Source organism: Streptomyces sp. NPDC111656 (assembly GCF_055656965.1).
In genome coordinates this window covers 179,550-191,812 of record NZ_JBVKCA010000001.1, presented here as the reverse complement: position 1 = coordinate 191,812, position 12,263 = coordinate 179,550, and the positions used below count along the sequence as shown (strand labels likewise).

10 protein-coding genes are annotated in these 12,263 nt (G+C 71.4%); 7 read left to right on the top strand and 3 right to left on the bottom strand.

Annotated features, from left to right (window positions below; translation table 11 throughout):
- Positions 1-127 precede the first annotated feature (127 nt).
- Positions 128-667, bottom strand: a complete 540-nt coding sequence (gene def / locus ACZ7M3_RS00965; RefSeq protein ID WP_472059849.1) for a peptide deformylase — start codon at positions 665-667, stop codon at positions 128-130.
- A gap of 154 nt (positions 668-821) precedes the next feature.
- Here def and ACZ7M3_RS00960 point away from each other — a divergent pair, with 154 nt between their 5' ends.
- From ACZ7M3_RS00960 to ACZ7M3_RS00930, 7 genes are all read left to right on the top strand, one after another.
- Complete coding sequence (locus tag ACZ7M3_RS00960) at positions 822-2,060, top strand: MurT ligase domain-containing protein (RefSeq protein ID WP_054228954.1); 1,239 nt, start codon at positions 822-824, stop codon at positions 2,058-2,060.
- Between the two features lie 22 nt (positions 2,061-2,082).
- Positions 2,083-2,811, top strand: a complete 729-nt coding sequence (locus ACZ7M3_RS00955) for a type 1 glutamine amidotransferase (RefSeq protein ID WP_054228955.1) — start codon at positions 2,083-2,085, stop codon at positions 2,809-2,811.
- Positions 2,812-3,070: 259 nt separating this feature from the next.
- On the top strand, positions 3,071-4,096 hold the full coding sequence (locus ACZ7M3_RS00950) for a 6-phosphofructokinase (protein ID WP_054228956.1): 1,026 nt from the start codon (positions 3,071-3,073) through the stop codon (positions 4,094-4,096).
- 103 nt (positions 4,097-4,199) lie between these two features.
- Entirely contained in the window at positions 4,200-5,153 is a 954-nt protein-coding gene (locus ACZ7M3_RS00945) for a cytochrome c oxidase assembly protein (protein ID WP_472059848.1), read from the top strand.
- 212 nt (positions 5,154-5,365) lie between these two features.
- A complete protein-coding gene (locus ACZ7M3_RS00940; protein WP_472059847.1) occupies positions 5,366-6,808 on the top strand; it encodes a DUF6777 domain-containing protein in 1,443 nt (480 codons plus the stop codon).
- A gap of 36 nt (positions 6,809-6,844) precedes the next feature.
- Entirely contained in the window at positions 6,845-9,001 is a 2,157-nt protein-coding gene (locus tag ACZ7M3_RS00935) for a serine/threonine-protein kinase (protein WP_472059846.1), read from the top strand.
- A gap of 94 nt (positions 9,002-9,095) precedes the next feature.
- Positions 9,096-9,254 carry a hypothetical protein gene (locus ACZ7M3_RS00930; protein WP_101896770.1) on the top strand — a complete coding sequence of 53 codons (159 nt, stop codon included), beginning with the start codon at positions 9,096-9,098 and terminating at the stop codon, positions 9,252-9,254.
- A 19-nt stretch (positions 9,255-9,273) separates the two neighbouring features.
- Here ACZ7M3_RS00930 and ACZ7M3_RS00925 read toward each other — a convergent pair whose 3' ends face one another.
- Together ACZ7M3_RS00925 and ACZ7M3_RS00920 are read right to left on the bottom strand one after the other, a co-directional pair.
- The gene (locus ACZ7M3_RS00925) at positions 9,274-10,488 is read right to left on the bottom strand and encodes a sensor histidine kinase (RefSeq protein ID WP_472059845.1); all 1,215 of its coding nucleotides are present in this window, start codon (positions 10,486-10,488) and stop codon (positions 9,274-9,276) included.
- A gap of 28 nt (positions 10,489-10,516) precedes the next feature.
- The gene (locus tag ACZ7M3_RS00920; protein ID WP_472059844.1) at positions 10,517-12,262 is read right to left on the bottom strand and encodes a sodium/solute symporter; all 1,746 of its coding nucleotides are present in this window, start codon (positions 12,260-12,262) and stop codon (positions 10,517-10,519) included.
- Position 12,263: the final 1 nt, after the last annotated feature.

Genomic DNA, 12,263 nt, shown 5'->3' with positions numbered 1-12,263 from the left:
GTTGTGGGGGTGGGGTGGTGGTGTGGGTTTGTTTGGGGGGGGCGGGGGGTTTCCCTCCGCTTTGGTTGGGGGGGGCGGGGGGAACAAAACGCTCAGCCACGAACGGCCCGCAGCCGCCCGACAGAGCTCAGCGCCCCCAAGACGCCCGCGCGGCCTGCCTCATCACCCGGCGCCGGCGCCACCCACTCAACCGGTCCACGTACAGACCACCCTCAAGGTGGTCGTACTCGTGCTGGAGGCACCGGGCGAACCAACCGGTGCCATGCACCGACATCGGCTCCCCGTCCACGGTGAAACCCTCGACCACGGCGTGGTCGTACCGCTCCGTCCCCGCTTCCAGCCCGGGCAGGGAGAGACAGCCCTCCGGCCCGCGCAGGACCACTCCGTCCGCCTCGACGAGGCGGGGGTTCACCACGTGTCCCAGATGGCGGACGTCCTCGTCGTCCGGGCAGTCGTACACGAAGACCCGTGACGCGACGCCGACCTGGTTCGCGGCGAGGCCGACGCCCTGGGCGGCGTACATCGTCGCGAACATGTCCTCGACGAGTCGGGCGAGTTCGGGACCGAAGTCCGTGACGTCTTCACACGGTGTGTGCAGAACGGGGTCGCCGAGCAGAGTCACCGGCCGGACGCGCCCTCGGGTGCCGCGGATGGAGCCGTGTCGCATGGCGGCAAGGGTACGGTCCTCATGGGCGCGCGAATGTCGCGCGGGCACCGTGGAGGTGCCGCGATTCGGGCACGTGAGTGGATCTCGATAGGCTGAGGCCCACACGGTGCCGGGGGCAGAGGCGCGGCGCGTACGCAAGGAGGATCGAGAAACGATGTCAGGCAACTCGGACCCGCTGACGCCGCGGGCCAAGCTGGCCGTGACGGCGGGCAAGGCGGCGGCGGCCGTCTCGCGGGCCGCCGGACGCGGCAGCGGATCGGTGATCGGCGGCCGGGTGGCACTCAAGCTCGACCCCGATCTGCTGGCCAGGCTCGCCACCCACCTGGACGTGATCCTGGTGTCGGCGACCAACGGCAAGACCACGACCACCCGGCTGATCGCGGAGGCGCTGCGCGCCGCGGGCCCGGTCGTGTCCAACGCGCTGGGCGCCAACATGCCGGCCGGTATCACCTCGGCTCTCGCCGGGGGTTCGGACGCGAAGTTCGCGGTCATCGAGGTCGACGAGAAGTACCTCGCGGGTGTCGCCCGCGACACCGACCCGAAGTGCATCGCCCTGCTCAACCTCTCCCGCGACCAGCTCGACCGGGCCGCCGAGACGCGGATGATGGCCGAGCACTGGCGTGAGGGCCTGGCCGGTTCCAAGGCCGTCGTGGTCGCCAACGCCGACGACCCGCTCGTCGTGTGGGCCGCTTCCTCCTCGCCGAACGTCATGTGGGTGGCGGCCGGTCAGATGTGGAAGGACGACGCCTGGTCCTGCCCGTCCTGCGGCGGTGTGATGCAGCGCCCCGGCGACGACTGGTTCTGCGGCGACTGCGGCTTCCGCCGTCCGACGCCGACCTGGGCGCTGTCCGGGGACCACGTCCTCGACCCGCACGGCTCCGCGTGGCCGATCCACCTCCAGCTGCCCGGCCGGGCCAACAAGGCGAACGCCGCCTCGTCGGCCGCCGTCGCCGCGGTCTTCGGGGTGCCCCCGCAGGTCGCCCTGGAGCGCATGTACCAGGTGCAGGCGGTCGCCGGACGCTACGACGTGGTGCAGTTCATGCAGCGCGACCTGCGTCTGCTGCTCGCCAAGAACCCCGCGGGCTGGCTCGAGACGTTCTCCCTGATCGACCCTCCGCCGACCCCGGTCATCCTGTCCGTGAACGCGCGGGGCGCCGACGGTACCGACACCTCCTGGCTGTGGGACGTCGACTACACCCGTCTGACCGGGCACCCCATCTTCGTGCTCGGCGACCGCAAGCTCGACCTCGCCGTGCGTCTCGAGGTCGCCAACCAGTCCTTCCAGGTCTGCGAGAACCTCGACCAGGCGGTGCAGCTCGCCCCGCCCGGTCGCATCGAGGTCATCGCGAACTACACCGCATTCCAGGATTTGAGGCGTCGTGTCGGCAACTGAGCAGCCACGGAGGACCAAGAGAATGAGTGACAACAGCCTGCGCCTGGTGTGGATCTACCCGGACCTGCTGAGCACCTACGGCGACCAGGGCAACGCCCTCGTCGTGGAGCGCCGGGCCCGCCAGCGCGGTCTCGACGTCGCCCGTCTCGACGTACGCAGCGACCAGCCGATCCCGACCTCCGGCGACATCTATCTGATCGGCGGCGGCGAGGACCGGCCGCAGCGGCTCGCCGCGGAGCGTCTGCGCCGCGACGGCGGTCTGCACCGCGCGGTGGGCAACGGCGCGATCGTCTTCTCGGTCTGCGCCGGCTACCAGATCCTCGGCCACGAGTTCATCAACGACCTCGGGCAGCGCGAGCCCGGCCTCGGCCTGCTCGACGTGGTCTCGGTACGCGGCGAGGGCGAGCGGTGCGTCGGCGACGTACTCGGCGACATCGACCCGCGGCTGGGCCTGCCGCAGCTGACCGGCTTCGAGAACCACCAGGGCGTCACCCACCTCGGCCCCACCGCGCGTCCGTTCGCGCAGGTGCGGCTCGGCAAGGGCAACGGCACCGGCGACGGCACCGAGGGCGCGTACAACGACACGGTCTTCGGCACGTACATGCACGGGCCCGTGCTCGCCCGCAACCCGCAGATCGCGGACCTGCTGCTGAAGCTGGCGCTCGACGTGAACGCGCTGCCGCCGATCGACGACCGCTGGTACGAGGCGCTCCGGGGCGAGCGCATCTCCGCGGCGCAGCAGCCCGCCTGAACGGTCGGCCAACAACGGACAAACGGTACGGGATGTCCACAGGGCGCGCTCGAGGGATACCTCAAGCGCGCCCTAGGCGTATCCGGCACGGTGTACCCAGGTCGGGCCCGCCTGACCACGTGTCCGCTCACTTGTGCGGCCGCGTCCACCAGGCGGACGCCCGCTACGGCACCACCCCGTCCCGCCGGTAGGGTGACCGGGATTCCAGCCGGACAGCGTGGTCCGGTACCCGGCCCACGTTGAGAAGGTATTTCGGGCTATGCGCATTGGTGTCCTCACGTCCGGCGGCGACTGCCCCGGCCTGAACGCCGTCATCCGGTCCGTCGTGCACCGCGCCGTCGTCGACCACGGCGACGAGGTCATCGGCTTCCGGGACGGCTGGAAGGGGCTTTTGGAGTGCGACTACCTGAAGCTCGACCTCGACGCGGTGAGCGGCATCCTGGCTCGCGGCGGCACGATCCTCGGCTCCTCCCGGGTCCAGCCCGCGCAGCTGCGTGACGGCGTGGAGCGGGCCAAGGGCCATGTCGAGGAGCTCGGCCTCGACGCGATCATCCCGATCGGCGGCGAGGGCACGCTGAAGGCGGCCCGGCTGCTCTCGGACAACGGCCTGCCGATCGTCGGCGTGCCGAAGACCATCGACAACGACATCGCCGTCACGGACGTGACCTTCGGCTTCGACACGGCCGTCGGCGTCGCGACCGAGGCCCTGGACCGGCTGAAGACCACCGCCGAGTCCCACCAGCGGGTGCTGATCGTGGAGGTCATGGGCCGCCACACCGGCTGGATCGCCCTGCACTCCGGCATGGCGGCGGGCGCGCACGCCATCGTCGTCCCCGAACGCCCCTTCGACATCGAGGAGTTGGCCGCGCGGGTCGGCGAGCGCTTCGAGGCGGGCAAGCGGTTCGCGATCGTCGTCGCCGCGGAGGGGGCGAAGCCTCGCCCGGGCACCATGGAGTTCGACGAGGGCGGCAAGGACGTCTACGGGCACGAGCGCTTCGCCGGCATCGCCCGGCAGCTCTCCCTGGAGCTGGAGGAGCGCCTCGGCAAGGAGGCCCGGCCGGTGATCCTCGGGCACGTCCAGCGCGGTGGGACGCCGACGGCGTACGACCGCGTGCTCGCCACGCGGTTCGGCTGGCACGCGGTGGAGGCGGCGCATCGCGGCGACTTCGGGAAGATGACCGCGCTGCGGGGGACCGACATCGTCATGGTGTCGCTCGCGGAGGCGGTGGAGAGCCTGAAGACGGTTCCTGAGGAGCGGTACGCGGAAGCGGAGTGCGTGCTCTGAGGGTTCGTTCGCGCTGCACTGACCCCGGTCATAGTGGTGACCGGGGTCAGTTCTACTCTGGTTCGGACAGACAGCGCACAACGTACGAATCAGGAGCCGGCGGATGGATCACAGCGGGCACGGCATGACCATGGATCTGCCGCCGTTCACGCTGGGGCGGGGGCTCGAGTGGTCCGCGGACCCGTTCTTCCTCATCGCCTGTCTGACGGGACTCGGCCTGTACGGCTGGGGGGTCGTGCGGCTCGCACGGCGCGGTGACAAGTGGTCGGTCGGGCGGACCATCGCCTTCGTGCTCGGCGTGCTGACCGTGATGCTCGTGATGTGCACCAAGCTGAACGATTACGGCATGGTCATGTTCAGCGTGCACATGGTGCAGCACATGGTGATCAGCATGCTCTCGCCGATCCTGATCCTGCTCGGAGCGCCGATCACCCTGGCGCTGCGCGCACTGCCGGTGGCCGCCACGCGAGGCAACAAGGGTCCGCGTGAACTGCTGCTGATGTTCCTGCACAGCCGCTACATGCGGATCATCACGCATCCGGCGTTCACGATCCCGCTGTTCATCGCGAGCCTGTACGCGCTGTACTTCTCCCCCATCTTCGACTTCCTGATGGGCTCCAGGACCGGGCACATCGCGATGATGTGCCACTTCCTCGCCGTCGGCCTGGTCTTCTTCTGGCCGATCATGGGCGTCGACCCCGGACCGCACCGGCCGGGCTATCTGATGCGGATGCTGGAGCTGTTCGCGGGCATGCCGTTCCACGCGTTCTTCGGTATCGCGCTGATGATGGCGTCCGCGCCGATGGTGGAGACGTACAAGAACCCGCCCGCCTCGCTCGGCATCGACGCGCTCTCCGACCAGAGCGCCGCGGGCGGCATCGCCTGGGCGTTCAGCGAGATCCCCTCCGTCCTCGTGCTGATCGCGCTGCTCTTCCAGTGGTACGCCTCCGAGAAGCGGCAGGCCCGCCGCACCGACCGGGCCGCCGACCGCGACGGCGACAAGGAACTCGAGGCGTACAACGCCTATCTGGCCTCACTCAACGCACGCGGCCGCTGAATTAACTTTGCAATTCACCTTGCGTGAAGGGCTTTTCGGTTCAGTAGCATGGGGGGACAACGGGGGAAACCGCAGGGGGAGCGGTCATGTCAATTCGTGCGTCCATGCAAAGGGCGGGGATTTCCGCCGCCCGAAGGCTCGCTCTACTGCTGGTTTCGGTACTGATAGTCAGCGGGTGCAGCAAATCCGATCAGTTGTTCGTGGTGCGGGCCGTGGCGGCGGGGGTTTCCTCGGTCTCCCCCTTCTTCAAGGAGGACCGACAGCTCGGCACGGACATCCACGTGCCCGAGGCCAGGCCCAGCGGTGGTGTGCAGGCCAGTAACAGCCCCGGGCTGTACGGCGGGGCCCCTGACGGCAGGGGCGGAAGCGGCTCACCGGCACCGGCGCCCGACCCCAGTGCCGCACCCGGCACAGGCACCGGCGTGTGGGGCGGCACCACGCAACCCGGCACCTGCGCCGTCGCGAAGTTGAAGAAATTCCTCACCGACCCCAAGAACTCGACCAAGGCCCAGGAATGGGCGCGGGTCCTGCATATAAGCACCGATCAGATCCCGAGTTATATCGATCAACTCACACCCGTCGTACTGCGTCACGACACTCTCGTGACGAATCACGACTACAAGAACGGCAAGGCGGTTTCGTACGCCGCGCTGCTGCAGGCCGGAATCGCCATTCTGGTCGACCGACAGGGACTGCCCGCGGTGAAGTGCTCCTGCGGCAATCCGCTGCTCCCCTTCGAGGGAAAGGCCTCGAAGACCGACGTGCGGTTCAACCACGGCAACAAGAAGTGGGCCGACTACCGGCAGGACCGCGTCGTGGTGGTCCAGCCGCCGCCCGGGGCGCAGGAGATCCACAAGCTCCAGCTCGTCGACGTGCACCACCCCGACCGGGGGATCGCCCGCCCGGTGGGCAGCGACGGCAGCCAGGACAAGTCCTTCGACACCCAGGAGAAGCACGCCGTGCCACCGGTCACCGGCATGACCTTCGCGGAGGCGACCCGGCGGCTGACCGACGCGGGGCTGGGCATGTCGTACGCCGGTGACACCCTGCCGGCCGACGACGCCCAGGTGACGGCGTCCCGGCCGACCGAGGGCAGCCAGGTCGCCTGGGGCACGTCGGTCGTCCTGTCGGCGCGGTCCGACAGCCCGACCGAGAGCGGCGGTGGTCCGACCACGCCGTCGGATTCCGGCACGAGCACGGGCGGCGCGAGCGGAGCGGGCGGCACGAGCGGAGCGGGCTCGGATCCTGGGACGACCCCGCCGACCTCGTCCGGGGGATCGTCCGGCTCCTCGTCCGACCCCTCGTCCGGCCCCTCGTCCGGCGGCGCGTCGTCGGGCAGCGCCTCGCCGTCCGACAGCGGCACCGGGTCGGGTGTCCCTACGGACACGAGCGGCGGCACGGGCGGCGGAACGACGTCGGCCCCGCCGCACACCCCTCCTACCGGCTCACCCGCGAGCAGCGCCCCGAACACCCCCTCGGCCACTGCCCCGACCGTGCCGACGACCGAACCGACCTCGCACGAACCGACCTCGACCAGGCCCACCGTCAGCAGCGCGCCGCCGCCGAGTGAGCCCGTGTCGAGCACACCGCCCGCCCCGGTCGACCCGGGTACGAGCGACTCCGCGCCCGGTGGGCCCACCCAGAGCGCGGCCTGACCCGCGTACGACGACGCAGAACCCGGGGGCAACCGGATGACAGCAGGATCAGCGCAGTCGGGAGTGGGCCGGATCATCGACGGCCGGTATGTGCTTCTGAAGCAGGTCGGCTCCGGCGGGATGGGCCACGTCTGGCTCGCCCACGACCAGCGGCTCGACTGCGACGTGGCGCTCAAGGAGATCAGGTTCCGCGATGTCCGGGAAGGGAGTGAGGAGCACGAGTCACGGATCGCGCGCGCCCGCGCCGAGGCCCGGCACGCGGCGGTGCTGCGCGGCCACCCGCACGTGGTGACGGTCCACGACGTCCTGGAGCACGACGGCCTGCCATGGATCGTGATGGAGTACGTGGCGGACGCCGAGGATCTGCGGGCCTGGCTCGCCCGGCGCGGCCCGCTGGCCCCCGACGAGTGCGCCCGCGTCGGCCTCGCGGTGCTGGACGCGCTGACCGCCGGGCACGAGCGCGGCATCATGCACCGGGACGTCAAACCGGCCAACATCCTGCTCGCCCCGGACCGCGCGGGCACGCCCGGCGCGCGCATCCTCCTCACCGACTACGGCATCTCGGTCCAGCCGGACTCCCCCGAGACCCGCTGGACCCGTACCTCCGTCCTGGTCGGCACGGCCGGCTATCTGGCACCGGAGCGGGCGCAGGGCGGGCAGCCGACCGCGGCGTCCGACCTGTTCTCGCTGGGCTGCACCCTGTACTTCGGTGTGGAGGGCCACGGTCCCTTCGACCGCGACAGCCACCTCGGGGCGCTCGCCGCGGTGGTCTCGGAGGAGGCGCCGCCGTCCCGGCGGGCCGGTGCGCTGGGGCCGATCATCGACGCGCTGCTGGTCAAGGACCCCGGCCTGCGGATCTCCGCGGAACGGACGGCGGCGGCATTGGCCCGGATCATCCTGCCCGAGCCCCATCCGCCGACCCAGGTCGACGCCGGCTCGCAGCCCGCGTGGGCGGGGCTCGTCACCTCCGACGGGCCCGGTGGTCCGGCGCCACCGGGCCGGCCCCCGGGCGGTCCGTCCAGGGACCACGACTACGCGCCGCCCGCACACGACCAGAGCCCGTCCCCCGCCCGGGACCAGGGACCGGGCCGGAACCAGGGGCCGGCCCAGGACCAGGGTTTCGCGGCGCCGGGTTCGTACGTCCCCACGGCCCAGGCCTCCCCCGCGCCGGCGCACCACGCGGCGTACACACCCATGGCGCAGGCAGCCGGCACCCGTGCCGGTGCCCCGGCCGCGTACGCGCCTCGCCCGGGCCAGGGCTTCGGTCCGCCGACCCCGCACCCCCCGCAGCCCGGTGGCGGTTTCGGTCCGCCCAGTTACCTGGGCCCCGCCGCACCCGCCCCGGGTCCCGACGGGGGGCGCCGCAAGCGGACGCTGCTCCTGCAGGTGAGCGCGGCACTGCTCCTCGCGCTGTCGCTGACGGCGGGAGTGATCTGGGGTCTGGCCCGGTACGGCAGGACGCAGACGCCCGCAGCCCCGTACGGCGCGCAGGTCGGGCTCTCCGCACCGCTCAAGAAGGGCGACTGCGTACTGAGCGACCCGTCCCCCGCACCGTCCTCGGGTACCCCGCGTCTACAACTGGATCCGAGCTGCGGTGCGCTGCGCCCCGACGGGCAGGTGATGGAGCTGTACAAGGCCCGCTCCTTCGAGGAGGCCGGCAGCGTCGGACCGGACCAGTGCGCGGAGCGGACGAAGGCGATCGCCGACAAACTCGCCTGGCACGTCCAGAGCCTGGCCGTGGTGCCCACCCGCGAGGGCTTCGACACCACCGGCGGGAACGTCGCATGCCTGCTGGTCGGGAAGCACGGTCCGGTGTACGGCAGGCTCGGCGGCCTCCGCCCGTACGGGATGGTGTTCCAGGACGCGACCCAGATGCAGCAGGACGACTGCCTCGGCCATGCCCGCGGGGACGCGAGCGAATACACCCACTACGAGCTCGTGTCCTGCGACAAGGACCATGTGGGCAAGGTGTTCCGGATCACGCACCTCACCAGCCTCACGCCCGGCAAGAAGCCCGATGCCGAGGCTGACGCACAATGCGCGGCCGACGCCCCGCCGCAGCAACTCCACTATCCCGCCGACACCTATGTGAGTCATGGCCTGCGCAGCACAGGACTGTGGAGGAAGGGGTACTACCTGGTGGTCTGCACCATCGAGCGGCTGGACAAGGCCCTCATGCACGGAGGCGAGTAGCACACCCGGCCCTGGCGAACCGCGTCCCTTCGGGTGAAGATGGGCGCAGGCCACGGCCCGCGTCGCGGACCCCGCCGGGAGAAGGGTGACTGCGATGCCCGGTTCGACGAAGGCGATGGGGGTGCTCACCGTCGGCGGCCTCGTCATGGTGACGGCCTATACGGTGGCGCTCGGCAGCAACGGCTGGCTGTGGTTCGGTTGGGTGGTGCTCGGTCTGCTCACGATCGCCATGGTGGCCTCGCGCAACGCCTGACTGCGCGCGCGGGTCACTGTCACTCCCTGGGCAGCGGTCCCGCCGAGTGCACCCCCGGCTGGTACTTCGGCAGCCGGGCGGTGATCTTCATGCCCGCTCCCACCGCGGTCTCGATGACGAGGCCGTACCGGTCCCCGTACACCTGGCGGAGCCGGTCGTCGACGTTGGACAGTCCGATGCCGCCGGAGGGGCTCACCTCCCCGGCGAGGATGCGACGCAGCCGGTCGGGGTCCATTCCGGTGCCGTTGTCCTCGATCACGACCAGCGCCTCGGCGCCCGCGTCCTGGGCGGTGATGCTGATGTGGCTCTTGTTCAACTTGTCCGCCTTGCCCTCCAGTCCGTGTTTGACGGCGTTCTCCACGAGGGGCTGGAGGCAGAGGAAGGGCAGCGCGACCGGCAGCACCTCGGGGGCGATCTGCAGGGTGACCGAGAGGCGGTCGCCGAAGCGGGCTCTGACCAGCGCCAAGTAGTGGTCGATGGCGTGCAGTTCGTCGGCGAGGGTGGTGAAGTCGCCGTGCCTGCGGAACGAGTAGCGCGTGAAGTCGGCGAATTCCAGGAGCAGTTCGCGGGCGCGCTCGGGGTCGGTGCGGACGAACGAGGCGATCACCGCCAGCGAGTTGAAGATGAAGTGCGGGGAGATCTGGGCGCGCAGGGCCTTGATCTCGGCCTCGATCAGACGGGTCCGGGACTGGTCGAGGTCGGCGAGTTCCAGTTGCACGGAGACCCAGCGGGCGACCTCACCCGCGGCCCGGACGAGGACGGCGGACTCGCGGGGCGCGCAGGCGACGAGCGCTCCGTGGACGCGGTCGTCGACGGTGAGCGGTGCGACGACGGCCCAGCGCAGGGAGCAGTCGGGCTCGTCGCACTTCAGCCGGAAGGCTTCGCCGCGGCCGGTCTCCAGGGGGCTGCCGAGCCGTTCCATGATCTCGGTGCGGTGGTGCTCCCCCAGGCCGTCCCAGGCGAGGACGGTGTCCTGGTCGGTGAGGCACAGGGCGTCCGTGCCGAGCAGGGTGCGCAGTCGGCGGGCGGATTTGCGGGCGGTCTCCCCGGTGAGGCCCGCGCGCAGTGGGGGCGCGGCCAGCGAGGCGGTGTGCAGGGTCTCGAAGGTGGCGTGTTCGACGGGGGTGCCGAGGCCGCCGAGACTCTCGGGCCGCGCGGTACGCCTGCCTAGCCAGAACCCGGCGGCGAGCAGCGGGAGCACGGCGACGCAGAGGCCCGCCAGGAATCCGCTCATGCCGTCACCGCCCCGCTCGACGATCCGCTCACGTCTTGGCCTCCCCGCGTGCCTCGACGTCCGCGCGCCTGTCTCCTCCGGCCAGTTCTTCCGGCAGGTGGAACCGGGCCAGGATCGCCGCCGTCCCGGCCGGCACCCGTCCGGCCGTGGCCAGCGACACCAGGATCATGGTGAGGAATCCGAGCGGCACCGACCAGAGCGCGGGCCAGGCGAGCAGTGCGTGCAGCGCGCCCGAGCCCGGGTAGCCCGCCATGGTCGCGGCGACGGCCACGAAGGCCGCGCCGCCGCCGACGAGCATTCCGGCGGCCGCGCCCGGCGGGGTCAGCCGCCGCCACCAGATGCCGAGGACGAGCAGCGGGCAGAAGGAGGAGGCGGACACGGCGAAGGCGAGTCCGACGGCGTCGGCGACGGGCAGTCCGCCGACGATCACGCTCGCCGCGAGGGGTACCACCATGGCGAGTACGGTGCCCAGCCGGAAGTGGCGTACGCCGCGCGAGGGCAGCACGTCCTGGGTGAGCACCCCGGCCACCGCCATGGTCAGTCCGGACGCGGTCGACAGGAACGCCGCGAAGGCCCCGCCCGCCACCAGCGCGCCCAGCAGATCCGCGCCGAGCCCGCCGATCACGCGGTCGGGAAGCAGCAGGACGGCGGCGTCGGCGTTCCCGGTGAGGCTCAGTTCGGGGGCGTACAGGCGGCCGAGCGCCCCGTAGACGGGCGGCAGCAGGTAGAACGCGCCGATGAGGCCGAGGACGGCGACCGTGGTGCGGCGGGCCGCGACGCCGTGCGGGCTGGTGTAGAAGCGGACGACGACGTGCGGCAGGCCCATCGTGCCGAGGAAGGTCGCGAGGATCAGTCCGTACGTGGCGTACAGCGGGCGTTCCTCGCGGCTCGCCGCGAGCGAGGTCGACATGCCGCCGTTGGTGCCCCGGTCGGCGGCCGGGACGGGGTCGCCCTTGGCGAAGGTCAGCCGGGTGCCGCGCGCGATGTGGTGGACGCCCGCGGGGAGTCGCAGCCGCTCGCCGTCGTAGCGGTGGCCGTCGACCGTGCCGGTGGCCGTGACGCCCAGCGGGGCCGAGAGCCTCAGGTCGAGGCTGTCGTCGATGCGGACGACGCGCTGCGCGCGGAAGGTCGCGGGTTCGGCGAAGGCCTGACGCGGGGCGCCGTCGGCCTGCCACGCGAGGACCAGGAAGAGTGCGGGGACCAGCAGGGCGGTGAGCTTGAGCCAGTACTGGAAGGCCTGTACGAAGGTGATGCTGCGCATGCCTCCGGCGGCGACGGTGGCGACCACGACGACCGCGACGAGCACCCCGCCGAACCAGTCGGGCGCGTCGGTCAGGACGGCCAACGTCAGCCCGGCGCCCTGTAGTTGGGGCAGCAGATACAGCCAGCCGACGCCGACCACGAAGGCACCGGCGAGACGTCGCACGGCCGGTGAGCCGAGGCGTGCCTCCGCGAAGTCGGGCAGGGTGTACGCGCCGGAGCGGCGCAGCGGGGCCGCGACGAACAGGAGCAGCACGAGATAGCCGGCCGTGTAGCCGACGGGGTACCAGAGCATGTCGGGGCCCTGGACGAGGACGAGGCCCGCGATGCCGAGGAAGGAGGCGGCGGAGAGGTACTCGCCGCTGATCGCGGCCGCGTTGAGCCGGGGGCCCACGGTGCGTGAGGCGACGTAGAAGTCGGAGGTGGTCCGGGAGATGCGCAGGCCGAACGCGCCGACCAGGACGGTCGCCACGACGACGAGGGCGACGGCGGGGACGGCGTAGTTCTGGTTCACG